The following is a 25,288-nucleotide window of genomic DNA, read 5'->3' on the forward strand; positions in this document are numbered from 1 at the left end:
AAATCCGGCCCTTGAGACAGGAGCCTCCGCAATGCCCTCCGAGGACCTTTCCGCCTTCGGGTACCGCCAAGAACTCCGCCGGACACTGGGCGGTTTCTCCGCCTTCGCCGCCGGTTTCTCCTTCGTTTCCATCCTGACCACGGTGTTCCAGCTGTTCGCCTTCGGCTATTCCTTCGGCGACACGCTCTTCTTCTGGACATGGCCGCTGGTGATCGCCGGGCAATTGCTCGTCGCGCTCAACTTCGCCGAACTCGCCGCCCGGTTCCCGCTGGCCGGATCGGTTTACCAGTGGGCGAAACACCTCTCCCCGGGATTCGCGGGGTGGCTCGCCGGCTGGATGATGCTGGTGGGCTGCGTCGTGGCGCTCGCCGGTGCCGCGATCGCGCTGCAGGTCGTCCTCCCGTCGGTCTGGAGCGGGTTCCAGCTCGTCGGCGGGGATCCGGCGATCACCTCCCCGACCGGTGCCAGCAACGCGGTCCTGCTCGGCACCCTGCTGATCGTCCTCACCACCGCGATCAACGCGGGCGGCGTGCGGCTCATGGCGCGGATCAACGACATCGGGGTGGCGGCCGAACTCGTCGGCGTCCTCGTGCTGATCGCCGGTCTCGCGCTGTTCGCCGTCCGCGGTCCGCAGGTCGTGCTCCAGCCCGCGGGCGAAAGCCCGGGAGCCGGTGGCGTTCTCGCTTCGGCCTTGATGGCCGCGTACGTGCTGTACGGCTTCGATACCGCCGCCTCGGTCGCCGAGGAGACGAAGGACGCGCGCCGCACCGCCCCGCGCGCCGTGCTCCGCGCCCTCCTGATCTCCGGGATCGGCGGGCTGGCCGTCGTGCTCACCGCGCTGATGGCGGCACCGAGCCTGACCGACGGGCAACTGGCCGGGAAGGGCCTGCCGTATGTGATCACCGCCGTCTTCGGCGACACCCTCGGCCGGGTCTTCCTCGCCGACGTCGCGATCGCGGTCGTGGTCTGCACCCTGACCATCCAGACCGGCACCGTCCGGCTGATCTACTCGATGGCCCGCGACGGCGCGCTCCCCGGCGCCAACCGGCTTTCCGCGGTGAATCCCCGCACCGGCACGCCGATCGCACCCGCCGTGCTTTCCGGGGCGCTCGCCATCGGACTGCTTCTGCTGAATCTGGGGAATCCGACGATCTTCAGCACCATCACCGGCACTTCGGTGGTCGTGGTCTATCTGGCCTATCTGCTGGTGACCGGACCACTGCTGATCCGGCGCCGTCAAGGCCGTTTCACCGCGGAACCCGGCCATTTCTCCCTGGGGCGATGGGCTATTCCGGTCAACATCGCGGCAGTAGGGTACGGCGCGATGATGATCGTCAACATCGCCTGGCCACGAGCCGAAATCTACGACCTGGCGGGCACCGGTTCCGTCTGGGTCCTGTTGTTCCCGATCGAGTTCGTCGGCGCCGCGCTGCTCACCGGCTACCTCTGCTGGCGCCGCCGCTCCGCGCTCACCACGGTTCCCGTCCCCGCGACCTGAAGGAAGGTTCCATGAGCACGACATCGACCACGTACGGCGCGCGCGACCACGCCCGCGCCCAGGCGGGCACGGTGACCGAAGCGATGCCGGCGATCCCGGCGTCCACCTGGCCGGACCCGCCGCCCGGGATCGACCCGGCGAAGCTCGTCTGGGCCGAGACCGTCGCCGGCGGTGGCTACACCCACAAGGTCCTCGCCCGCGGCACCGAACTGCGGCTGACCGATGTCGAGGGCGACGCCTGCGCGCATCTGCTGCTGTTCAACGCCGACCAGCCCTGGGAACGGCTGAACGTCGCGGACACGGTGAAGGTCCAGTGGAACGCGTATCTCGGTGAGGCGATCGCCCTGCTCTCGGATCAGGCGCGAGTGCTCGCGACCGTCGTCACCGACGAGAGCGGGAAGCACGACGCCCTCTGCGGCACGTCCACTGCGGACGGCATGACGCTGTTCACCCTCGCCGCCGCCAAACACGGCCTCACGCCGCGCGATCTCCCGCCGAGCCTGTCCTTCTTCCAGGGCGTCCACGTGGAGACCGACGGCGGGCTGACGTTCACCGGTTCGGCGGGCCCCGGCAAATCCGTGATCCTGCGGACCGAGCTCCCGGTGATCGTCCTGATCGCCAACGTCGCGCACCCGCTCGACCCGCGTCCGGACTACCCGGTCACCCCGTTGCGCGTCCTTGCCCAGCGGAGCACTCCATCCACACCGGACAGTCCTGAATGGACGGCGTCACCCGAAGCGCAGCGCGCCTTCGAGAACACCGCCGACTACCTCACCGCTAGGGGCCTGGCATGACGACGATCATCTCCGACACCGAGGTCGCCGCGCGGGCGCCGTACTCCACCGTGCTGCGCGAGGGCGAGACGCTCGCGATCATCGACCTCGGCGGCAACCAGGCCGTCGACTTCCTCTGCTACGACGCCGCCGACACGGCGAAGAGATACAGCGCGGCCGCCACGATCGCCGCGCAGCGCAACATCTTCCTCACCACCGGCAGCGTGCTGCGCACCGGCGAGGGCGCTCCGCTGCTGACGGTCGTCGAGGACACCTGCGGACGGCACGACACGATCGGCGGGGCCTGCAGCAAGGAGTCGAACAGCCTCCGCTACGGCCAGCACACGCGGTACCAGCACGCCTGCGTCGAGAATTTCCTGACCGAGGGCGCGAAATGGGGCCTCGGAAAACGGGATCTGGTCAGCAACGTCAACTGGTACATGAACGTGCCGGTCGAACAGGACGGCACGCTCGGCATCGTCGACGGCATCTCCGCGCCCGGTCTCGAAGTCAAGCTGCGTGCCGAGACGGACGTGCTCGTGCTGGTGTCGAACTGCCCGCAGATCAACAATCCGTGCAACGGCTTCGACCCGACGCCGGTCCGGATGATCGTCACCGGCGGTGGCGCGTGAAGCTGCTCGTCGCCAACCGGGGGGAAATCGCCGTCCGGATCATCCGGACGGCAAGGGAGATGGGCATTCCGACGGTCGCCGTCTACTCCGACGCCGACCGGACGGCCGCGCACGTACGGCTTTCCGACGAAGCCGTCCGGCTCGGCCCGGCGCCGGCGAGGGAAAGCTATCTCCTCGGCGACGCCATCATCGAAGCCGCGCTGAAGACCGGAGCGGACACGATCCACCCCGGCTACGGTTTCCTGTCCGAGGACGCCGCTTTCGCCAGGGCCGTGGAGGCGGCCGGTCTCCGGTTCGCCGGTCCCACGGCGGACCACCTCGATGTCTTCGGCAGCAAGCACACCGCACGGGAGAAGGCCGTCGAAGCCGGTGTCCCGCTGCTGCCGGGCACCGGACTGCTGGACACCCTGGCCGACGCCGAAGCGGCGGCGGCCGGGATCGGCTACCCCGTGATGCTCAAGGCCACCGGCGGTGGCGGCGGGATCGGCATGCGGGCTTGCGCGTCCGCCGGTGAACTCCGCGACGCCTGGGAGGCGGTGCAGAGCATCGCGGCCAAGAGCTTCTCGACCTCGGGCGTGTTCCTCGAACGGCTCGTGACCCACGCGCGGCACGTCGAGGTCCAGGTGTTCGGCGACGGTGCGGGTGAGGTGCTGGCGCTGGGCACGCGGGACTGCACCCTGCAGCGACGCAATCAGAAGGTGCTCGAAGAATGCCCCGCCCCGGGACTTTCCGAAGCGGTGCGGGAGAAACTGGTCTCGGCGGCCGTCGGCCTCTGCGCTTCGGTGCGCTACCGGTCGGCCGGGACGGTCGAGTTCATCTACGATCCGGCCCGCGAAGAGGCCGCGTTCCTCGAAGTCAACACGAGGCTGCAGGTCGAGCATCCGGTCACCGAGGCGGTCTACGGCGTCGACCTGGTCGCGTGGATGCTCCGGCTCGCCGACGGTGACACCGGGATGTTCGCCACGACACCGGAACCGCGCGGGCATGCGATCGAGGCGCGCGTCTACGCGGAGGATCCGGCGGCCGGGCACCGGCCGAGCGCGGGCCTGCTGACCCGCGCCGACTTCCCCTCGGATGTCCGGGTCGACACCTGGGTCGAGGCCGGGGCGAACGTGACGACGCATTACGACCCGCTGCTCGCCAAGGTGATCACCGTCGGCGCGGACCGGCGCGAGGCGCTCTCGGCGCTGAGCGAGGCGCTCAGGGACAGCCGGGTGGACGGCGTCCGGACGAACCTCGGCCAGCTGCGCGCGGTCGCCGCGGATCACCGACTCGGCGAGGTCACGCACGACACCGCGACGCTCGACACGATCACCGACCCCGAACCGCGGATCGAGGTCCTGCGGGGCGGCACGATGACCACCGTCCAGGACTGGCCGGGACGGCTGGGGTTCTGGCACGTGGGGGTCCCGCCGAACGGGCCGATGGACGATCTGTCCCTGCGGCTGGGCAACCGCGCCCTCGGAAACCCCGAAGGCGCGGCGGGCCTGGAGTGCACCGTGGACGGTGTTTCGCTGAGGTTCACCGAGGACGCAATCGTTTGCGTCACGGGTTCCCCCTCGCCGGTGACCGTCGACGGGTCCCCTGTTCCACAATGGACACCGATCGAGATCCCCGCGGGCGGCGTGCTCGACGTCGGCACCGGGACCGCCGGGCTCCGCGCGTATGTCCTCGTCCGCGGCGGGATCGACGTGCCCGGCTTCCTCGGCAGCGCGGCGACGTTCACGCTCGGCGGTTTCGGCGGGCACGGCGGGCGCGCGCTGGCCACGGGCGACGTCCTCTCCCCCGGGCCGCTGCCGGAGAACGCCGTCACCGGCCCCGTCCCCGAGGCCGAACGCCCGGTTTTCGCCACGCGCTGGGAGATCGGCGCGGCCGAGGGGCCGCACGCCGCGCCGGAGTTCTTCACCCCGGACGACGTCGAGACGTTCTACGCCACCGACTGGGAGGTGCACTTCAACTCCGCGCGGACCGGCGTCCGGCTCGTCGGGCCCCGGCCGCGCTGGGCACGGGAGGACGGTGGCGAAGCGGGTCTGCACCCGTCGAACATCCACGACACGCCGTACGCGATCGGCGCCGTCGACTACACCGGTGATCTGCCGATCCTGCTGGGCCCGGACGGGCCGAGCCTCGGCGGGTTCGTCTGCCCGGCGACCGTGGTGACCGGGCAGCGGTGGAAACTCGGCCAGCTGCGGCCCGGCGACACCGTGCGGTTCGTGCCGATCACCACCGAGCACGCGGGTGCGCTGCGGGACGTGCCGGCGACGGCGGTCAAGGCGAGCCGGAAGCCGATCGACGACGGCGGCATCCTCGGCCTTCTGTCCACATCGGACGAGAACCCCGAGGTCACCTACCGGCGCAGCGGCGACGACAACCTGCTGATCGAGTACGGGCCGATGAAACTCGACCTGGCGCTGCGGATGCGGGTCCACGCCCTGGCCGACCGGCTGAGCGAGGAGGGCCTTGACGGCGTCGTCGACCTGACCCCGGGCATCCGCTCACTGCAGGTGCACGTCGATCCGGACGTACTCCCGGTGCCGAAACTGCTCGGCCTCGTGCAGGAGGTGGAGCACGACCTGCCGCGCACCGCCGATCTCGTGGTGCCGAGCCGGACCGTGCGGCTGCCGTTGTCCTGGGACGATCCGGCGACGCGAGAGGCGATCGAGCGGTACATGGCGGGCGTGCGCGACGACGCGCCGTGGTGCCCATGGAACATCGAGTTCATCCGGCGGGTCAACGGTCTGTCCAGTGTGGACGATGTCTACCGCACGGTGTTCGACGCGGAGTACCTGGTGCTCGGCCTCGGCGACGTCTATCTCGGCGCGCCGGTGGCCACTCCCCTGGACCCGCGGCACCGGCTGGTGACCACGAAGTACAACCCGGCCCGCACCTGGACCGCGGAGAACTCGGTCGGCATCGGCGGCTCGTACCTGTGCATCTACGGGATGGAGGGCCCCGGCGGCTACCAGTTCGTCGGGCGGACCGTGCAGGTGTGGAGCGGCTGGCGGCAACGCGGATCGTTCGAGCCGGGTTCGCCATGGCTGCTGCGGTTCTTCGACCGGATCTCGTGGTACCCCGTGAGCGCGGAGGAACTGCTGGAGCTGCGCGCGCGGAGTTCGGCGGGGGAACTGGAACTCGACATCACCGACGGCGAGTTCGCGCTGGCCGACCACGAACGCTTCCTGGCCGACAACGCGGCGGACATCGCCGCGTTCCGGGCGAAGCAGAGCGCGGCGTTCGAGGCGGAACGGCAGGCATGGGCGGCGGCGGGCGAGTTCGACCCGCGGCCGGAACCGGTCGGCGCGAAGGTCCCGACCACGAAGGTCGAGGCCCCTCCCGGTGGGCACGTCGTCGAGGCGCCGTTCGCGGCGACCGTGTGGCGGGTGGACGTCGAACCCGGCAAGAAGGTCGAACCGGCCGAGACGCTGGTGATCCTCGAGGCGATGAAGACCGAGGCGCGGATCCCCGCGCCCGCCGGTGGTGAGGTCGTCGAGGTGCTCGTCTCCCCCGGTGATCAGGTCGCCCCCGGCACGCCGCTGGTGGTACTGGGAAGGAGCGCGGGATGAGCGTGCTGGAGCGGGTGCGCGCCGCGTACCACCGGATCGCGCGGGTGGACCGGCCCGAGATCTGGATCGACCTGCGTCCCGAGGAGGACGTGCTCGCCGACGCGGAGCAACTGGAGGCCCGTCGCGCGGCGGGGGAATCCTTGCCGCTATACGGGAAACTCGCCGCGGTCAAGGGCAACATCGACGTCGCCGGGCTGCCGACGACGGCGGCGTGCCCCGAGTACGCCTACCGGCCGGACGAGGACGCGCCGGTGGTGGCGCGGCTGCGCGCGGCCGGGGCGCTGATCCTGGGCACCACCAATCTGGACCAGTTCGCGACCGGGCTGGTCGGGACGCGCAGCCCGCACGGCGCGGTCCGGAACGCGATCGATCCGGCGTACGTTTCGGGCGGGTCGAGTTCGGGGTCGGCGGTCGCGGTGGCGCTCGGGATCGCGGACCTCGCGCTGGGCACCGACACCGCCGGATCCGGCCGGGTACCGGCGGCGTTCAACGGGATCGTCGGATTGAAGCCGACGCGGGGCCTGCTGCCGACGACGGGTGTCGTGCCCGCGTGCGCGAGCATCGACTGCGTGACGGTGTTCGCGCGGACGGTCGACGAGGCGACGACGGCGTTCGCCTGTCTGAGCGAGCCCCGGGATCTTCCGGTGCTGAACCGTCCTTTCCGGATCGGGATACCTCAAGAGCCGGGCCCGCTGCGGGAAGGCTGGGCCGACGCGTTCTCCTCGGCGGCCCGGGAGTTCCGTGACGCGGGCGCGGAATTGGTCACTGTCGACATATCACCGTTCCTGGACGCGGCACGCCTGCTGTACGAAGGCGCCTTCGTGGCCGAGCGGTACTCGGCGGTCGGCGAGTTCATCGACGCGCGTCCGGACGCCGTCGATCCCGCCGTGCGGCGGATCATCGGCGCGGCGAAGGACATCCCGGCGCATCGCTTGTTCAGCGACCTCGCGACGCTCGGCGAACTGGAGCGGGAAGCGTCGGCGGCGCTGTCCACTGTGGACTGCCTCCTGCTGCCCACGACGACGGAACACCCGACGATCGCCGAAGTCGAGGCCGACCCGCTGGGCGTGAACGCGCGGCTGGGCCGGTTCACGAACTCGACGAACCTGCTGGGCCTGTCGTCGCTCGCCGTGCCCGCCGGGACCGTCGGCGGGCTGCCGTTCGGGGTGATGCTGGTCGGGCCCGCGTACGCCGACCGGATCCTCGCCGACATCGCCCGCACGGTGCCGCGGCGGACGCGGATCGCGGTCGTCGGCGCGCATCTGCGCGGGCAGCCGCTGAATCACGAACTGACCTCGCGAGGTGGCCGGTTCGTTTCCGCGGGACCGACGGCGGCCGAGTACCGGTTCTACGCGCTGGGCACCGTGCCGCCGAAACCCGGTCTCGTCCGGGTCGCCTCGGGCGGCAAGCCGATCGAGGCCGAGGTGTGGGACCTGCCTTTGGACGGCTTCGGCGAGTTCGTGGCGGGTGTCCCCGCGCCGCTGGCCATCGGGAAGGTGCGGCTGGCCGACGGGAGCGAGGTGTCCGGGTTCGTATGCGAGCCAGGTGCGGTGGAGGGAGCCGAGGACATCACCGGGTACGGCGGGTGGCTCGGGTACTTGAACCGTTGAGTACCGGTGGCTTCGCGTGATTGATCGGACGGCACGCGTGATCCGACGGACGACACACGTGACCAGATGGACGACACACCCGTGGCGAAGCCTCCGCCGCGAGCCGTCCGTCCAGACACGCGTGTCGTCCGTCGGATCACATGTGCCGTCCAGCCAGTCACGCAAGACCGCCAGTAGGTATCCACCACTCACGACCATCCGGACCAGGCGTTTTCCGATTTGGTTGGCTTCCGGAGGCGTTCTGGGAACAAGCTCACAAACCCTGGCGCCCCGCCGGGCGCTGGGTAGCTTCGGGGTGGTGCCGACCACATCCGCCTCCAGCCGCCGGACCGTGATCAGCGTGTTCGCCGCGCTGGGACTCGTCGTGGCCGCGATGGTGACACTGAGCGCCACCGGCCTGGCCGTCAAACCGGTGAACGGGCAGGCGCTCGCGGTCCTCGAAGAAGTCCCCGGCCCCGAGAGCGGCCCGACTTGCGCCGTCGACAAACGCTATGTCGACGAGGACACCTTCGGTATGCGCCCCGACGTGGTCGAAGCATGGAACGCCATGCGCGCCAAGGCCAAAGCACAGAACATCACGCTCTGCGTGAACGACGGCAAGCGCAGCCGGGGCCAGCAGCAGCGCGAGTTCGACAAGGCCGTCGAGCGGTTCGGCTCCGTGGAGCAGGCCAAGAAATGGGCGCTGCAGCCGGAGACATCCATGCACGTCAAGGGAATCGCCGTCGACATCCAGCCGCTGAACTCGGCCGCTTGGGTGGACAAGAACGGCGGTCCGCTCGGCTGGTGCCGCCGCTACGACAACGAGAAATGGCACTTCGAGTACGACCCGGCCTACAAGACCGCCGGCTGCCCCGCCCTGCTCCCCAGCGCGACCGGCAACTAGCCCAGCTTCTCGACGACGTACTTCGCGGCCTCGGCGAGTAGCGCTTCGTCGTAGGGAGCGTCCTTGGCCGCCTTACTGGACATGACCGCCAGGACGATCGGCGCCTTACCGGGCGGCCACAGGACGGCGATGTCGTTCAACGTGCCGTAGTCGCCCGTTCCGGTCTTGCCGGCGATGGTCCAGCCGGGCGGCAGACCCGCCCGGATCCGGCCGGCGCCGGTGACGGTGCGCTGGAGCAGGTCGCGCAGGAAGTCGCGTTTGTCCGCGGTCAGGGTGTCCCCCAGCACGATCTCCCGGTAGTCGGCCGCGAAGGCCCGCGGTGTGGTGGTGTCGCGAAGGTCTCCCGGGGTGGCCTCGGTGATGGCCGGTTCGACCCGGTCCATCCGCGTGACCGTGTCACCGAGGCTCCGCGTGAACGCCGTCAGCTCGGCGGGGCCGCCGAGATCCCGCAGCAGCAGATTGCCCGCCGTGCCGTCGCTGAACCGGACGGCGGCGTCGCACAGCTGGCGGATCGTCATGCCCGTGGCCACGTGCCGCTCGGTGACCGGGGCGTGTTTCATCAGGTCGTCCCGCGAGTAGCTGACCCGGGTTTCCAGATGCGACAACGGGTTGCGCTGCAGGACCGCGGCCGCCGCGACACCTTTGAACGTCGAGCAGAACGCGAACCGCTCGTCGGCGCGGTGCTCGACGGTGCCGCCGCCTCCGGTGTCGAGCGCGTACACGCCGAGCCTGGCGTCGAACTTCTTCTCCAGCTCCATCAACCGGTCGTGGAACTGGCGGGTGGTGGACGACGGGGGCGGCGGCGGAGGAGCCGTCGAGGGCGCGGGCGGGTTCGCCCGCGTGCAGGCGGCCAGTGACGCGAGGACCGCCATCCCCAGAAGCGCACGACGGGTGACGGCCGGCCCCGGCGAGTTCATCGTGATCCCTCCCCCTGATCACTTCGAACATAGCAATTTCCCCACCGTCCCCGGATCGGCCAAGCGGCCGAGGCGGGTGCCCCCGGGAGTGTGCCTTCCCCCACTCGACCGGGCCACCATCCTGGTTACCGATGGGTAACCGGGGCTAGGGTGCGGTCAGGACAACCTCTACTTCAGGAGCATTCGTGGCCGCAGGAGCAACACCGCTCGCGCCGAACGCGCGGTCGGTACGCAATGTCGCCTTCATCGAAGGGGTGCGGACGCCCTTCGGCAAGGCAGGCGAAAAGGGTATGTACGCCGGCACCCGTGCCGACGATCTCGTCGTCAACGCCATCCGTGAACTGCTGCGGCGGCACCCCGAGCTGCCGCCCGAGCGCGTCGACGAGGTGGCGATCGCCGCCACCACCCAGATCGGCGACCAGGGCCTGACCATCGGCCGCACCGCCGCGCTGCTGGCGGGCCTGCCGAAGTCGGTGCCCGGTTTCGCGCTGGACCGGATGTGCGCGGGCGCGATGACCGCGGTCACCACCACCGCGAGCGGGATCGGCTTCGGCGCCTACGACATCGCCATCGCCGGCGGCGTCGAGCATATGGGCCGCCACCCGATGGGCGAGGGCGTGGACCCGAACCCGCGCATCATCGCCGACAAGCTCGTCGACCCGACGGCGCTCGTGATGGGCCAGACCGCGGAGAACCTGCACGACCGGTTCCCGGCGATCACCAAGCAGCGCACCGACGCCTTCGCCGCGCGCAGCCAGGAGAAGTACGCCGAAGCCGTGAAGACCGGCAAGATCGGCCCCGAGCTGGTCCCGGTCGCCACCCGGTCCAAGGAACTCGGCTGGGGTCTCGCGACCGAGGACGAGCCGCCGCGCCCCGGCACCACCGTCGAGCAGCTCGCCGGGCTGAAGACGCCGTTCCGCCCGCACGGCCGGATCACCGCGGGCAACGCCGCCGGTCTCAACGACGGCGCCACCGCGGCGCTGCTCGCCGACGAGGACACCGCCCGCGAACTCGGCCTGCCGATCGGCATGCGCCTGGTGGGCTACTCCTTCGCCGGCGTCGAGCCGGAGGTCATGGGCATCGGCCCGGTGCCCGCCACCGAGAAGCTGTTCGCGCGCACCGGCCTGTCGATCGACGACATCGGCCTGTTCGAGATCAACGAGGCGTTCGCGGTCCAGGTGCTCGCGTTCCTCGACCACTTCGGTATCGCCGACGACGACCCCCGCGTCAACCAGTGGGGTGGCGCGATCGCCTGCGGTCACCCGCTCGCGTCCTCCGGCGTGCGGCTGATGACGCAGCTCTCGCGTCAGTTCGCCGAGCGCCCCGACGTGCGCTACGGCCTGACCACCATGTGCATCGGTATCGGCATGGGCGGCACTGTGATCTGGGAGAACCCGGCCTTCGAGGGGGCGAAGTAACATGACTTTCACCGCTGAGCAGGCGAAAGCCGCCTTCCCCGACGAGGTCGTCACGAACGCGGTCACCCGGCTGGTGAAGGTGCCCGGGCTCGACAAGCCCGTCGCGCTGATCACCCTCGACAACGGCCACGACCACACCCGGCCGAACACCTTCGGCCCGCAGGGCCTGGTGAGCCTCAACGCCGCGATCGACGCCGCCTTCGCGGCCGAGCCCGCCGCGATCGCGGTCACCGGCAAGCCGTTCATCTTCGCCGTCGGCGCCGACCTTTCCGGCGTCGAAGCGGTCGCGGATCCGGCGCTGGCAAGGGAGATCGCGCAGACCGGGCACGACGTGTTCCGGCGCCTCACCGAAACCGAGATCCCGACGTTCGGGTTCATCAACGGCGCGGTGATGGGCGGCGGGCTCGAACTCGCGCTCTCCTGCCACTACCGCACGCTTTCGGAGAACACCGCCGCGATCGCGTTCCCCGAGGTCTTCCTCGGCCTGTTCCCGGGCTGGGGCGGCACGCAGCTGCTGCCGAACCTGATCGGGCCGGACGCCGCGGTCACCGTGATCATCGAGAACGCGCTGGCCCAGAACAAGATGCTGAAGGTCGCGCAGGCCGCGGAACTCGGCATCGTCGACGAGGTCTTCGGCTCGGCCGACTATCTCGAGCAATCGCTGTTGTGGCTGGCGAAGGTCGTCAACGGCGAGATCACCCCCGTCCGCCGCGAGATCGACCGCGGCGCGGGCTGGGACGCCGCGATCGCCCGCGCCAAGGCCATTGTGGACGGTCGCACGAAGGGCGCGTCCCCCGGCGCGACCAAGGCCGTCGAGCTGCTGGAACTGGCTCGCGAGAACGATCTGGACCGCGGCTACGCGACCGAGACCGACGGACTCGCCGAACTGCTCATGGACGACACCCTGCGTGCCGGGCTGTACTCGTTCAACCTGGTCAACAAGCGGGCCAAGCGGCCGGCCGGAGCGCCGGACAAGTCGCTGGCGCGCAAGGTGAACAAGGTCGGCATCGTCGGCGCGGGCCTGATGGCCAGCCAGATGGCGCTGCTGTTCGTGCGCCGTCTCAAGGTGCCGGTGGTGCTCACCGACGTCGACCAGGAACGCGTCGACAAGGGTGTGTCCTATGTGCACGGTGAGATCGACAAGCTGCTGGCCAAGAAGCGGGTCTCGCCGGACGGCGCGAACCGGCTGAAGGCGCTCGTCACCGGCTCGCTCGACAAGGCCGCGTTCGCCGACGCCGACTTCGTGATCGAGGCGGTGTTCGAGGAGCTGGGCGTCAAGCAGAAGGTCTTCGCCGACCTGGAGCAGTACGTCTCGCCGGAGGCGATCTTGGCGACGAACACCTCGTCGCTGTCGATCACCGCGATGGCGTCGCAGCTGAAGCACCCGGAACGCGTGGTCGGTTTCCACTTCTTCAACCCGGTCGCGGTGATGCCGCTGCTGGAGATCGTCCGCGCGGAGAAGACCGACGACGCCGCGCTGGCGACGGCGTTCGCGCTCGGCAAGCAGCTCAAGAAGTCGAGCGTGCTGGTCAAGGACGCGTCCGCGTTCGTGGTCAACCGGCTGCTGCTGCGCTTCCTCGGCGAGGTGCTGGTGACGGTCGACGAGGGCACGCCGTTCGACGTCGCCGACAAGGCGCTGGAGCCGCTGGGCCTGCCGATGACGCCGCTGACGCTGATGCAGCTGGTCGGCCCGGCGATCGCCCTGCACGTCGGGGAGACCCTGCACGGGGCGTTCCCGGACCGGTTCACCGTCAGCGAGAACCTCGACCGCTTCGTCAAGGCGGGCAAGAAGGGCGTCTGGCAGTGGGATGACAAGGGCAACGCCACCGTCGATCCCGAGGTGGACGAGCTCTGGCAGCGCGGCGACTCGCCGTCGACGTCCGAGCAGGTACGTGACCGCGCGCTGGCCGCGATCGCCGAGGAGATCCGGATCATGCTCGACGAGGGCGTGGTCGCGGAGGCACAGGACATCGACCTGTGCCTGATCCTCGGCGCGGGCTGGCCGTTCTGGCTGGGCGGCATCACGCCGTACCTCGACCGGGCGGGCGTGTCCGAGAAGGTCAACGGCAAGCCGTTCCTGGCCCCGGGTGTGGCGAGCGTGCCGCTCTCCTGAGCCTCCGGACCGCGCGACCTGACCGGTCGCGCGTCCGGCGAGAGTCCGTGAAGGCCTCCTTCCCTACTCTCAAGGTAGGCAAGGAGGCCTTCACGGAATGCCGCCGGTGCTGTTGGAGGTTCCGTCGCCGAACGCATGTCGCGAAAGCCACTTTCGGGACATCAGACGTCGCGAAAGTGGCTTTCGCGACGATGTCGCCGCGACCTCGGCGAAAGGCCACCGTCGGCGATCCCTTGATCGCAGGCGGTGGCCTTTCACGTTTTTCGTGGATTCAATGGCGGGCGGCTACGTTTTCGTGAAAGCCTTGCGTCCGTACGGGAAGGTTCGTCTCCCCGGCCATCCCCCGGGGAGACGGGCATCACAGAGCGCCGTTCGTTGACCGTCCGGACATCGTCCGTTCAACGAGGCTCTTTAGCGTCCCGCTGGTGAACAGCGAAAAACCCGGCGTCGACCGCCGCGGATTCCTCAAGCGCGCAGGCCTGGTGTCCGCCGCGGCCGCGGGCGCCCCGCTCGCCGCCACCGCCCCGGCGGAGGCCCTCGATCTGGATCTCGACCTCGATCTCGGCCTCCTCTTCGGCCGGGACCGCTATCGGTGGCTGGCCGGCGATCACCACATCCACACGCAGTACTCCTACGACGCGATGTACACAGTGGACGGGATCGCCGACGACGCCCGCCGGCACGGGGCGGACTGGGCGGTGATCACCGATCACGGCCACGCCGCGCACGAGAAGTCGTCGGTGGAGCGCACGAACGCCGCGATCCGGGCGGCGCAGCGCGAGCATCCCGATCTCCTGCTGTGGCAGGGCATGGAGTGGAACGTGCCTGGCGCGGAGCACGCGACGCTGTTCTTCCAGGCGGGCGCGGCCCAGGCCGCGAAACTGCGGGAGTTCGAGCGCGCCTTCGACTGGCGGCTGACCGGGACCGAAACGGGCACACCGGACAACGAGGCACTGGCCGTCAAGGCGATCCGCTGGCTCGCCGCCGAAGAACGGGCACGCCGGATCCACGCGCCGGTGGTGGTGATCAACCATCCGCTGCGCAACGGCCGGATCGCCCCGCACGAGATCCGCGCGCTGCGCGACGCCGCGCCCGGCATCGTCATCGGCATGGAAGGCGCGCCGGGAGCACAGGCCGACGGTTTCCCCAAACCGCTCGGAAGCGGCGGTGGCGCGCGCGGCGGGTACGGCAACTCGCCCGGCTCGAACTCGTGGCCGGGCTTCCCGGAGTCGGCTTACCGCACCTACGGCGGCTTCGACTGGAGCACCGCGACCGTCGGCGGGCTCTGGGATTCGCTGCTGGCCGAAGGAAAGCCGTGGTGGATCACCAGCAACTCCGACTCGCACTACAACCGCGGCGACACCCACGTGCGGCCCAGCGTCCCCGACGGCTACTACGACGAGCACGGCGGCTACCCGGACCCGATCGACACCGGCGTCCCGCAGACCTTGCCCCCGTACGCGGACTTCGCTCCCGCCGAGTTCAGCCGGACGATGGTCGGCGTGACCCGCCGAAGCCACGAAGGTGTGCTGGAAGGCCTGCGTGCGGGCCGCGTCTGGGTGGTGCACGGCGGGCTCGCGCAGGAACTCGAATTCGGCGCGTACAGCGGCTGGAGCTCGGCGACGATGGGCGGCAGGCTGCGGGTGCGGCGCGGATCCGACGTCACGGTGGTCGTCTCGGCGAAGCTGGCGGCCCGGCCGAACGGCGGCGGCGCGATCCCGAGGCTCGCGCGGCTCGACCTCGTTTCGGGCCCGGTGACCGGCCCGGCGGCCGACCGTGACACGCAGACCGCGCCGGGCACGCGGGTGGTGCGGTCCTTCGAGCCGCGGTGGGCGCCCGGGCGGCGGATCACCTTCCGGCACACGTTCCGCGACGTGCGCGAGCCGTTTTTCGTGCGGACACGCGGCACGGACGGCAAGAAGCACGTACCCGGCGGGATCGAGCCGAGCGCCGACGTGATCGGGCAGTCGAACCCGTTCGAAGACCTGTGGCTGTACGGGAACCCGATCTTCGTGGACGTGCGGTAGCCCTCTCTCGGATGTCATGAAAGGGTCGTTCAGGACGAAAAACGTCCTGAACGACCCTTTCATGACACTTCTGAGGCCCTAGGCGCCCAGTTTGTCCGGATCCGGCCCCAGCCGCTTCCCTTGCTCCAGCGTCGCGATCGCGGCGGTGTCGTGCGCGTCGAGCGCGAAGTCGAAGACGTCGATGTTCGCCTTGATCCGTTCAGGCGTGACGGACTTCGGGATCACCAGGTGGTTCATCTCGACGTGCCAGCGCAGCACGACCTGAGCCGGCGTCTTGCCGTGCTTCCCCGCGATCGTGGTGATCTTCTCGTCGGCGAGCAGGTCTCCACCGCGCGCCAGCGGGCCCCACGCCTCGGTGACGATCTCGTGCTTCTCGTGGAAGTCCCGCAGCAACGGCTGCTGCAGCCACGGGTGGCATTCGATCTGGTTCACCGCGGGAACGATCCCGGTCTCCTCGATCAGCCGCTCCAGATGCGGGATCTGGAAGTTCGAGACGCCGATCGCCTTCGCCCTGCCGTCGGAGGCGATCTTTTCCAGCGCCCGCCACGTTTCCACGTACTTGTCCTGCGCGGGCAGCGGCCAGTGGATCAGGTACAGGTCGACGTAATCGAGCCCCAGCTCGGTCAGGCTCGTGTCGAAGGCGCGCAACGCCGGGTCGTAGCCGTGTTCGGTGTTCCACAGTTTCGTGGTGACGAACAGTTCCTCGCGGGGCAGCCCGCTGGTGCGGACGGCCTCGCCGACGCCGCGTTCGTTGGCGTACAGGGTCGCCGTGTCGATGGCGCGATATCCCGCCTCGATGGCGGTGCGGATCGCGCCGGTGACCTCGTCGTCGCCGATCTTGTACACCCCGAACCCGAGTTGCGGGAGGGATGTTCCGTTGTTCAGCCGAATACTGGGAACCATGCTCGAACCGTAACCCCAGCCGGGGGTCAGGGCAGAGCGGGCAGGTGCACGGTCACCGAAAGACCGCCGCCCACAACGGGTTCCGCGGACACCGTGCCACCGTGCGCCTGCACCGCGGCCCGCACGATCGAGAGCCCCAGCCCGGCACCGGTGCGGGCCGTCCTGGCGACGCCCGCGCGGCGGAACGGTTCGAACAGTTCGGGGACCGCGGCCGGGTCGAGCAGCCCGCCCGACGACCGCACCCGCAGCACCGACCACTGTGGACCGGCCTGCGTGACGACGTCCAGCCAGCCGCCGTCGACGTTGTGCCGCACGGCGTTCTCCAGCAGGTTGCCCGCGATCCGTTCCAGCAGCGCGGGATCGCCGAACGTCGGCGCCCCCTGGGTGGCGAATTCGGTGCGGATGCCGCGCTTTTCGGCGTCGGCCCGCACCGCGCGCCACGCGATCGCGACGATCACCGCGAGGTCGACCGGTTCCCTGGCCACCAGTCCCGCGCCGTCCGTGCGCGCGAGCAGCAGCAGCGAACCGACCAGCCGTTCCGCCCGTTCGGTCGCGTCGCGGACCACGCCCGCCATCCGGCGTAATTCGGCTTCGTCCGCGTGCTCGTCGGCCAGGGTGACGTCGAGTTCGGTGCGGATGACCGCCAGCGGCGTCCGCAGTTCGTGGCTGGCGTTCGCGACGAAATGCCGTTGCGCGTCGAACGCGGCCTGCAGCCGGTCGAGCATGTCGTCGAAGGTCTCGGCCAGTTCGGCGAGTTCGTCCTTGGTGCGAACCTCGCCGATCCGCTCCCCCATCGACTCGATCGAGAGACGGCGCGCGGTGCCGGTGATCTCGCGCAGCGGCTGCAGGACCCGCGCGGTGAACGTCCACGCGAGAATCCCGGCCGCCAGCACGACGAAACAGAACGCGGCCGCGCCGAACAGCAGCACCCGGTTCCGGGCGTACACCCGCAGATGCTCGGTGACGGCGGACGCGTCGACCTCGACGCCGTCGACCCGCACCGTGGTGCCCGGCGGCAGCTGCGGCACGGCGGAGACCGCGTCGCCGACCAGATTCCAGGTCAGCCAGAGCAACAGGAGGCTGACCAGTGCCACCAGCCCGGTCGCGAGCAGCGTGACCCGCGCGCGCAGGCTGCGGGCGCCGGACAGGTTCACCCGCGTGCGGTCCCCTGCTCCGGCACCCGGTAGCCGGAGCCGACGACGGTTTCGATGATGCCCGGCTCGCCGAGCTTCTTCCGCAGGGTCATCACGGTGACCCGGACGGTGGTCGTGAACGGGTCGGCGTTCTCGTCCCACACGCGTTCGAGCAGTTCCTCGCTGCTGACCACCGAACCGGCGGCCGACAGCAGCACCTCCAGCACGCCGAACTCCTTGCGGGTCAGTTCGACCGGACCGCTCGCGCGGCGGACGGTCCGCCTCGCCGGATCCAGTTCGACGTCGCCCGAAGTCAGCAGCGGCGGCGCGGCCGGGGTCGCGCGGCGGCCCAGTGCCCGCACGCGCGCGACGAGTTCGGGAAAGGCGAACGGCTTGGCGAGATAATCGTCGGCGCCGAGGGAAAGCCCGTCGACCCGGTCCGAAACGGAACTGCTCGCGGTGAGCATCAGGACGCGGGTCAGCTCGCCGGACGCGACGATCTCGCGGCACAGGTCGTCACCGGACATCCCGGGCAGGTCGCGGTCGAGCAGCACGACGTCGTACCGGGTGACGGCGGCCTTCTCGTGCCCGTCGTCACCGGTGAGCGCGATGTCCACCGCCATGCCCTCGCGCCGCAGGCCGCGTGCGATCGCGTCGGCGAGGGGTTCTTCGTCTTCGACTACCAGAATTCGCACGACCCTACGTTGCCACACATTCCTGAGAGTGACCTTATTGGAGTAACGCTCACGCCCAGCGCAGGGCGAACCACAAGCGCATCCGGGTCTCCGGATCCGCGAGATCCACCCCCAGCGCACGTTCGATCTGCCCGATCCGGTGCCGGACGCTGTTGCGGTGCACGCCGAGTTCGGCGGCCGTACGGTCCCAGCCGCCGTGGTGCGCGAGCCAGGTCCGCAGCGTGCCGACCAGTTCGCGGTCACCCTTCCGGTCGAGTTCGCGCAGCGGTGCCAGTACCTGAGCGGCGAACCCGGCCGCGGCACCCGGATCGATCAGCGCGTCCAGCCCCGAAGGACCTTCCGCCACCACCGGCCGCCCCAGCGCGGCTGCCCGCGTCAGCAGCAGCTCGATCTCACCCGCCGCTTCGGGCAGCCGTCCGGGTGGGACGGGCGAACCCACGACCGCGAGCCAGCCGTCGGCACGGAGCCGGTCGAGGTCGCCGGCCTCCGGGGCCTCGCGGACGATCGCGTCGAATCGCGGCCCCGGCCGCAGCCGCACGAGCGGGGTGTCGAGCCGGGCGCGCAGCCAGTCGTAGCGGACGGCGACCTCGTTCGGCCCCCGGCGGTACGCGATCCCGGCGACCAGACGGCGTTCGTCCTCGCCGATCACCTCGGTCTCCCCCAGCAGCAGCCCCGTGGCGGCGGCGCCCAGCCCGGCCGCGTCCGAACCCGCGCGGCCCGCCAGCCCGAGCAGCGCCGCCCCGACCGACAGGATCGACCGGTCCGCGCCGTCGAACCGCGCGACGCGGCCGACCACGACCAGATGCGACGCCGTCGCCTGCGGGTACACCGGCTGCGCGACGACGTGCGTGCCATCGGCCAGTTCCGTGGTCGCGCTGCGGATCCCCCGGCCGGCCCGCAGCGTGGCGACCAGTTCCCGGACCTCGGCGGGCAGCGGTGACGGCGCCCCGTGATCCGCGGCGAGGACGTCGCCGACGCCGACCAGCGCCACCCACGCCCCCAGCCGTCCGGCCAGGGCGCTCGCCAGTTCCCCGAGCCCGTCACCCGCCGCCCTGGTCAGCGCCTCGCGCGCGACCGCGATCCGCCGCTGTTCCCGCTGCCCCGCCTCGGCGAGCGCGACCGACACGGCCCGGCTGATCGCGAGGAACGGCGTCCGAGGCTGGACGACCAGCAGTGGGAGACCGTGCCGGGCGCAGGCCGCCTTCAGCGGCGGCGGCAGCGTCTCGTAGGCGCCGGGGGTGAGCCCGAACCCCAGCGCGGAGATCCCGCTGTCGGCCAGCCGCCGGACGTAGCGGTCGATCTCGCCCCGTTCCACCGGCAGGTTCACCCCGGCGGTGAGCAGCAGTTCCGCCCCGAGCAGGTACGGCGCGGGATCCAGCAGCTCGCTGACGTGGGCCCAGCGCACCGGGGCGTCGAGCGCGCCCGGCCGCAAGGTCTCCACGACCGGGTCGAGTGCCAGTTCCGGGTTGCCGACCACCGCCCGTAACGGGACATTCACATCCGCGTCGAACGGATCGCGGCTTTGGGTCATTCCATCCTCGTTCACATCGAAGTTCGGATGGATCATCCCATGTCGTTCAAGGTGCGAACGAACCTACGGTGACCCGAACGAAAGCGAACAGCCCCAAGTCAAGGAGGACACCGTGGCCGGTGACTACGCGGTGATCGCGCTCTACATAGCGGGCATGATCGGGGTCGGCTGGTTCGGGCTGCGGCTCGCCAAGACCAAATCCGACTATCTCGTCGCCGGCCGCCGCCTCGGCTGGTTCATGTACTCGGGCACGATGTCCGCGGTCGTCCTCGGTGGCGCTTCGACCGTCGGCGGGGTGAAACTCGGCTACACCTACGGCATTTCCGGCGCCTGGCTCGTGATCGCGATCGGCGTCGGCATCCTGGTCCTGCACACGCTGTTCGCGCGGCGGCTGGTGAAACTGCGCGTCTACACCGTCGGCGAGATGCTCGACCTGCGTTACGGCGGCTCCACCAGCACCATCTCCGGCGTGGTCATGTGGGGCTACACGCTGATGCTGACCGTCACCTCGACGCTGGCGTTCGCCACCATCTTCAAGGTCCTCTTCAATGTGCCGAGCTGGGCCGGGATCGCCATCGGCGGCTCGATCGTGGTGCTCTACTCGGTGCTCGGCGGCATGTGGTCGATCACGCTGACCGACATCGTCCAGTTCGTCATCAAGACCATCGGCATCCTGCTGATCCTGCTGCCGGTCTCGATCGTCTCGGCGGGCGGTTTCGACGGCATGGCCGCGCGGCTGGACGAGAGCTACTTCGAACTCACCGCCATCGGCGGCGACACGATCTTCACCTACTTCCTCATCTACAGCTTCGGCCTGCTGATCGGCCAGGACATCTGGCAGCGCGTGTTCACCGCGCGGACGCCGGGCATCGCGACCGGCGGCGGCGTCATCTCCGGCGTCTACTGCCTCGTCTACGGTCTCGCCGGCGCCCTGATCGGCACCGCGGCCAAGACGCTGTACCCGAACCTCGCCAGCGCGCAGGACGCGTTCGCGACCATCGTCGAGCAGCAGCTGCCCGCCGGGATCCGCGGGCTGGTGCTCGCGGCGGCGCTCTCCGCGATGATGTCGACCGCGAGCGGCGCGCTCATCGCCTGCTCGACGGTCAGCACCTCGGACCTGCTTTCCAAGCTGGGCCTCAAAAAGGCCGTCGACGAGGTCACCAGGAACCGGGTCACCACGCTGGTCCTCGGTATCGTCGCGATCGGCATCGCGATGGTCGTGGACGACGTCGTCAACGCGCTGACCATCGCCTACGACATCCTCGTCGGCGGCCTCCTGGTCGCGATCATCGGCGGGCTGGCCTGGAAACGCGGCACCCGCCAGGGCGCGCTCGCGTCGATGGTGGTCGGCACCGTCGTGGTCATCACGTTCATGTTCGTCGACGGTGTCGAGGCCAACAGCCCGATCTACTGGGGCCTCGGGTCCAGCCTGGCGGTGTACCTGCTGGTCAGCTTCCTCACCCCGCGGACCTCCGAGGAAATCCTCACCGTGTGGACCCGCCGCCTGAACGGCAGCGCGGCCGCCGAAGAAGAAGAGGCGAAACTCGCCGCTTCGCAGTCCTGAAAACCGTTAGAAGGAGACACAGTGCCTGAGCAGAACCCGATCGGCCCCGTCGACTCTTCGAAGGTGCCCCGGTTCGCCGGTTTCGCGACCTTCGCGAGGCTTCCGCGGATCGATCAGGTCGAGCGCGCCGACGTCGCCGTCGTCGGAGTGCCGTTCGACGCCGGGGTGTCCTACCGCCCCGGCGCGCGCTTCGGTCCCGCCGCGCTCCGTGAGGCCAGCCGGCTCCTTCGCCCGTACCACCCGGAACTCGACGTTTCCCCGTTCGCCGAAACGCAGGTGGTCGACGCCGGCGACATCGCGCTCAACCCGTTCAACATCGGCGAGGCGATCGAAACGCTGCAAAGCGAGGCCGAGGCGCTCACCGCGGACGGGACCCGGCTGGTGACCGTCGGCGGCGACCACACGATCGCGCTGCCGCTGCTGCGGGCGGCGGCGAAGAAGCACGGACCGGTGGCGCTGCTGCACTTCGACGCGCACCTCGACACCTGGGACACCTACTTCGGCGAGCCGTACACCCACGGCACCCCGTTCCGGCGGGCGTCCGAGGAGGGCATCCTCGACACCGAAGCGCTGTCCCACGTCGGCACGCGCGGACCGCTGTACGGCAAGCGGGATCTGGAAGAGGACCGCCGCCTCGGATTCGGCATCGTCACCTCCGGCGACGTCATGCGCCGCGGGGTCGCCGAGACCGTCGACGCGCTGCGCCAGCGCATCGGCGGCCGCCCGCTCTACATCTCGGTCGACATCGACGTGCTCGACCCGGCGCACGCGCCGGGTACCGGCACCCCCGAAGCGGGTGGCATGACCAGCCGCGAACTGCTGGAGATCCTGCGCGGGCTGCGGGACTGCAACCTCGTCGGAGCCGATGTGGTGGAGCTGGCCCCGGCTTACGATCATGCCGAGATCACCGCCATCGCGGCTTCCCACGTCGCCTACGACCTGGTGAGCCTGCTCAGTTTGGGGAAGAGCGCATGACACAACGCATCGGCGGCGACATCGTCGTCGAAACCCTCCACGCGCTCGGCGCGGACACCGTGTTCGGCCTGCCGGGCCAGCACGCGCTCGGTCTGTTCGAAGCGTTGCGGCGCACGGACGATCTGCGCGTCATCAGCTCGCGGGTGGAGAACAATCTGGCGTTCGCGGCCGACGGGCACGCCCGCGCCCGGCTCGCGGCGGATCCCGAAGGCCCGGTCCCGGTGACGCCGATGATCGTGTCGACCGGCCCCGGCGCGCTGCTGACTTTGGCCTCGTTGCAGGAATCGCGGGCGGCGTCGGTCCCGGTGCTCGGGATCTCCAGCCAGGTCCCGGTCGCCGGGCTCGGCGGCGGACGGCACGGCTACCTGCACGAACTTCCCGATCAGCAGGCCAGTTTCCGCGATGTGGTGAAGTCGGTACACGTGGTGCGCACCGTCGGCCAGATCCCGACGGCGTTGCGCGAGGCGTGGGAATCGGCGGCGACCGCGCCGTACGGCCCGGTATGGGTCGAGATCCCGCAGGACATCCTGCTGGCGCCGACGGACCTGCCGCGGATCACGTCCGTGACGGCACGGCCGGCTCCGCTCGCGCCGTTGCCGGAGCTCGTCACCGAGGCCGCGAATCTCCTTGGCGCGGCCGAGAATCCGGTGATCCTCGCCGGTGGTGGCGCGCTGCGCTCGGGCGCGCAGGCGGAGCTGAAGGCACTCGCGGAGGCCTTGCGCGCGCCGGTGCTGTCGACGTTCGGCGGCAAGGGTGTCTTCGGCTGGGATCACGAGCTGTCCGGGCAGTCGTGGCTTGAGGACTGGCACAGCACCGAGTTCCTCTCGGCCGCGGATGTGCTGCTGGTGCTGGGCTCCGGGCTCGGCGAGCTGTCCAGCAACTACCGCGAGTTCGCCCCGCGTGGCCGCGTGATCCAGGTCGAGGCCGATCTCGGGAAGCTGGAGTCGAACTACCCGGCGCTGGGCATCCACGCCGACGTCCGCCTTGTCCTGCAAGGACTTCTGGAGCAGGTTCCGTTCCGGCAGTCCGACGGCGCCGCTGAAAAGGCGGTGGCGGATCTGCTGGTCAAGGTGCGCGAACGCCTCGACGGCCAGCCCCTCGAAGCCGAGCGCAAGCTCATCGACGACATCCGCGCGGCGATCCCCGAAGGTACGCAGACGTTCTGGGACATGACGATCGCGGCCTACTGGGCCTGGTCGGCGTGGAATCCCGAGGGCGCGCCGATCCACACCGCACAGGGCGCGGGCGGGCTCGGCTACGGCCTGCCCGGCGCGCTCGGCGGCGCCGCGGCGACCGGCGGCCCGGCGCTCGCGGTCTCCGGCGACGGCGGCGCGATGTACGGCATCGCGGAACTGGCGACGGCGGTCCAGCATGGGCTGGACGTCACTTGGCTCATCGTCGACGACGGCGGCTACGGCATCCTGCGCGAGTATCTGACCGGCGCGTTCGGGCAGTCCACCGCCACCGAACTCGCACGGCCCGATTTCGCCGCGCTGGCACGGTCTTTCGGTGTCAGTGCCACGGTGTCCTCTTTGGACACCATCGGGAAGGACCTGGCCGGCGCGCTGGGCACGCCCGGCCCGTCCGTGGTCGTCCTGCCCGCCCTGCTCAAGATGTTCGAGCCGACCCACCTGGAGAAGAAATGACTCAGGTCCTGAATCTCATCGACGGCGCCGAGGTACCGGCGTCGGGTTCGCGAACGCTCGATCTGGTGAATCCCGCCACCGGCGAGGTCTTCGGCACCAGTGTCCTGTCCGAGCAGTCCGATGTGGACGCCGCACTGGCCGCGGCCGAACGGGCGTTCAAGGTGTGGCGCAAGAGCACGCCCGCCCAGCGTCAGCTCGCGCTGCTGAAGATCGCCGACGCGCTGGAGTCCCGCGCGGAGGAGTTCGCCGAGCTCGAAATCCGGGAGACCGGCAAGATCCGCGCCGTCGTGCTGGACGAGGAGATCCCGGAGTGTGTCAGCGCGCTGCGGTTCTTCGCCGGTGCGGCACGGCAGCTCGAAGGCACCGCGTCCGGGGAGTACCTGCCGGGGCACACGTCGGCGATCCGGCGGGAGCCGGTCGGCGTCTGCGCGCAGATCGCGCCGTGGAACTACCCGCTGATGATGGGTGTCTGGAAGATCGCCCCGGCACTGGCCGCGGGCAACACCGTCGTGCTGAAGCCCGCGGAGACCACGCCGTCGACGGCCGTGCTGCTGGCGAAGGTCGCGGCGGAGTTCCTGCCGCAGGGCGCGTTCAACGTGCTGTGCGGCGACCGTGACACCGGCCGCGCGCTGGTGAAGCACCCGATCACCGAACTCGTTTCGATCACCGGGTCGACCCGCGCCGGCATCGACGTCGCCACCGTCGCGGCGGCCGACCTCAAGCGCACGCACCTCGAACTCGGCGGCAACGCGCCGCTGCTGGTCTTCGGCGACGTGAACCTCGCCGAAGCAGCCGAAGGCATCGTCGGCGCGGCGTACTACAACGCCGGACAGGACTGCACCGCGGGCAGCCGGGTGCTGGTGGACGCGGCGATCCACGACGAATTCGTCGCGGAGCTGACCAAGGCCGCCGCCGCGCAGACGCCCGGCGAGGACTTCGGCCCGCTCAACAGCGAAGCGCAGTTCGGGCGGGTCCGCGGGCTCGTCGAGCGGCTGCCGTCGCACGCACGCGTGGAGACCGGTGGCGCGCCCGCCGGTGACCGCGGTTTCTTCTTCTCCCCCACCGTGGTCTCGGGTCTGAAGCAGGACGACGAGATCGTGCGGGAGGAGATCTTCGGCCCGGTGATCACCGTCCAGTCCTTTGTGGACGAGGACGAGGCGGTGCGCCTGGCCAACGGCGTCCCCTACGGGCTGGCGTCGTCGATCTGGACCAACGACCTGTCACGCGCGACCCGCGTTTCGGGCGAACTCGACTTCGGCTGCGTCTGGGTCAACACCCACGGGCCGCTGGTCTCGGAAATGCCCCATGGCGGCTTCGGGCACTCGGGCCACGGGAAGGACCTCTCGTCCTACTCCTTCGCCGAGTACACCCGCGTGAAGCACGTCATGACCCGCTTCGCCTGAAGCT

General features: G+C 70.2%; 18 protein-coding genes. 13 read left to right on the forward strand and 5 right to left on the reverse strand.

The window, feature by feature from the left end:
* Positions 1-31 precede the first annotated feature (31 nt).
* From ACIBTM_RS07865 to ACIBTM_RS07890, 6 genes are all read left to right on the forward strand, one after another.
* Positions 32-1,498 (forward strand): amino acid permease, encoded by a 1,467-nt coding sequence (locus tag ACIBTM_RS07865; protein WP_395875728.1) that lies wholly within the window; start codon positions 32-34, stop codon positions 1,496-1,498.
* Positions 1,499-1,509: 11 nt separating this feature from the next.
* Positions 1,510-2,292, forward strand: a complete 783-nt coding sequence (locus ACIBTM_RS07870) for a DUF1989 domain-containing protein (RefSeq protein ID WP_395875729.1) — start codon at positions 1,510-1,512, stop codon at positions 2,290-2,292.
* Positions 2,289-2,903, forward strand: coding sequence for an urea amidolyase associated protein UAAP2 (locus tag ACIBTM_RS07875; protein ID WP_038515746.1), 615 nt, complete (start codon positions 2,289-2,291; stop codon positions 2,901-2,903). The genes ACIBTM_RS07870 and ACIBTM_RS07875 overlap by 4 nt, the downstream gene beginning before the upstream one ends.
* A complete protein-coding gene (gene uca, locus ACIBTM_RS07880; RefSeq protein WP_395875730.1) occupies positions 2,900-6,466 on the forward strand; it encodes an urea carboxylase in 3,567 nt (1,188 codons plus the stop codon). Before ACIBTM_RS07875 ends, uca begins: the two co-directional genes overlap by 4 nt.
* Positions 6,463-8,076 (forward strand): allophanate hydrolase, encoded by a 1,614-nt coding sequence (gene atzF / locus ACIBTM_RS07885; RefSeq protein ID WP_395875731.1) that lies wholly within the window; start codon positions 6,463-6,465, stop codon positions 8,074-8,076. The genes uca and atzF overlap by 4 nt, the downstream gene beginning before the upstream one ends.
* A gap of 295 nt (positions 8,077-8,371) precedes the next feature.
* The gene (locus ACIBTM_RS07890; protein ID WP_395875732.1) at positions 8,372-8,959 is read left to right on the forward strand and encodes a D-alanyl-D-alanine carboxypeptidase family protein; all 588 of its coding nucleotides are present in this window, start codon (positions 8,372-8,374) and stop codon (positions 8,957-8,959) included.
* Here the strand turns inward: ACIBTM_RS07890 and bla are convergent.
* Positions 8,956-9,876, reverse strand: a complete 921-nt coding sequence (bla, locus tag ACIBTM_RS07895; protein ID WP_395875733.1) for a class A beta-lactamase — start codon at positions 9,874-9,876, stop codon at positions 8,956-8,958. The genes ACIBTM_RS07890 and bla overlap by 4 nt on opposite strands.
* A 185-nt stretch (positions 9,877-10,061) precedes the next feature.
* Between bla and ACIBTM_RS07900 the strand changes: the two genes are divergently transcribed.
* The 3 genes from ACIBTM_RS07900 to ACIBTM_RS07910 all read left to right on the forward strand — a co-directional run bounded on the left by ACIBTM_RS07900 (position 10,062) and on the right by ACIBTM_RS07910 (position 15,434).
* Positions 10,062-11,294 (forward strand): thiolase family protein, encoded by a 1,233-nt coding sequence (locus ACIBTM_RS07900; protein WP_395875734.1) that lies wholly within the window; start codon positions 10,062-10,064, stop codon positions 11,292-11,294.
* Between the two features lies 1 nt (position 11,295).
* A complete protein-coding gene (locus ACIBTM_RS07905; protein WP_395875735.1) occupies positions 11,296-13,407 on the forward strand; it encodes a 3-hydroxyacyl-CoA dehydrogenase NAD-binding domain-containing protein in 2,112 nt (703 codons plus the stop codon).
* Between the two features lie 425 nt (positions 13,408-13,832).
* Positions 13,833-15,434: a histidinol-phosphatase gene (locus ACIBTM_RS07910; RefSeq protein WP_395875736.1), complete on the forward strand. Its 1,602-nt coding sequence runs from the start codon at positions 13,833-13,835 to the stop codon at positions 15,432-15,434.
* 78 nt (positions 15,435-15,512) lie between these two features.
* Here the strand turns inward: ACIBTM_RS07910 and ACIBTM_RS07915 are convergent, their stop codons facing one another.
* The 4 genes from ACIBTM_RS07915 to ACIBTM_RS07930 are packed head-to-tail and all read right to left on the reverse strand — an operon-like array spanning position 15,513 to position 19,696.
* Positions 15,513-16,337 carry an aldo/keto reductase gene (locus tag ACIBTM_RS07915; protein ID WP_395875737.1) on the reverse strand — a complete coding sequence of 275 codons (825 nt, stop codon included), beginning with the start codon at positions 16,335-16,337 and terminating at the stop codon, positions 15,513-15,515.
* A 26-nt stretch (positions 16,338-16,363) separates the two neighbouring features.
* Complete coding sequence (locus tag ACIBTM_RS07920) at positions 16,364-17,491, reverse strand: sensor histidine kinase (protein WP_395875738.1); 1,128 nt, start codon at positions 17,489-17,491, stop codon at positions 16,364-16,366.
* Positions 17,488-18,165 (reverse strand): response regulator transcription factor, encoded by a 678-nt coding sequence (locus ACIBTM_RS07925; RefSeq protein WP_007033550.1) that lies wholly within the window; start codon positions 18,163-18,165, stop codon positions 17,488-17,490. The genes ACIBTM_RS07920 and ACIBTM_RS07925 overlap by 4 nt, the downstream gene beginning before the upstream one ends.
* Before the next feature lie 49 nt (positions 18,166-18,214).
* Positions 18,215-19,696, reverse strand: coding sequence for a PucR family transcriptional regulator (locus ACIBTM_RS07930; RefSeq protein ID WP_395875739.1), 1,482 nt, complete (start codon positions 19,694-19,696; stop codon positions 18,215-18,217).
* Positions 19,697-19,808: 112 nt separating this feature from the next.
* On the opposite strand from ACIBTM_RS07930, the gene ACIBTM_RS07935 reads away from it, so the two are divergent.
* Genes ACIBTM_RS07935 through ACIBTM_RS07950 form a run of 4 tightly spaced genes read left to right on the forward strand, consistent with a single transcriptional unit; the run spans position 19,809 to position 25,284 of the window.
* Complete coding sequence (locus ACIBTM_RS07935; RefSeq protein WP_395875740.1) at positions 19,809-21,260, forward strand: sodium:solute symporter; 1,452 nt, start codon at positions 19,809-19,811, stop codon at positions 21,258-21,260.
* Between the two features lie 21 nt (positions 21,261-21,281).
* Positions 21,282-22,235, forward strand: a complete 954-nt coding sequence (speB, locus tag ACIBTM_RS07940) for an agmatinase (RefSeq protein WP_395875741.1) — start codon at positions 21,282-21,284, stop codon at positions 22,233-22,235.
* On the forward strand, positions 22,232-23,881 hold the full coding sequence (locus tag ACIBTM_RS07945) for a thiamine pyrophosphate-binding protein (protein ID WP_395875742.1): 1,650 nt from the start codon (positions 22,232-22,234) through the stop codon (positions 23,879-23,881). Before speB ends, ACIBTM_RS07945 begins: the two co-directional genes overlap by 4 nt.
* A complete protein-coding gene (locus ACIBTM_RS07950) occupies positions 23,878-25,284 on the forward strand; it encodes an aminobutyraldehyde dehydrogenase (RefSeq protein ID WP_395875743.1) in 1,407 nt (468 codons plus the stop codon). Before ACIBTM_RS07945 ends, ACIBTM_RS07950 begins: the two co-directional genes overlap by 4 nt.
* Positions 25,285-25,288 lie beyond the last annotated feature (4 nt).

The sequence above is a fragment of the Amycolatopsis sp. NPDC049868 genome, from assembly GCF_044461365.1.
Lineage (GTDB): Bacteria > Actinomycetota > Actinomycetes > Mycobacteriales > Pseudonocardiaceae > Amycolatopsis.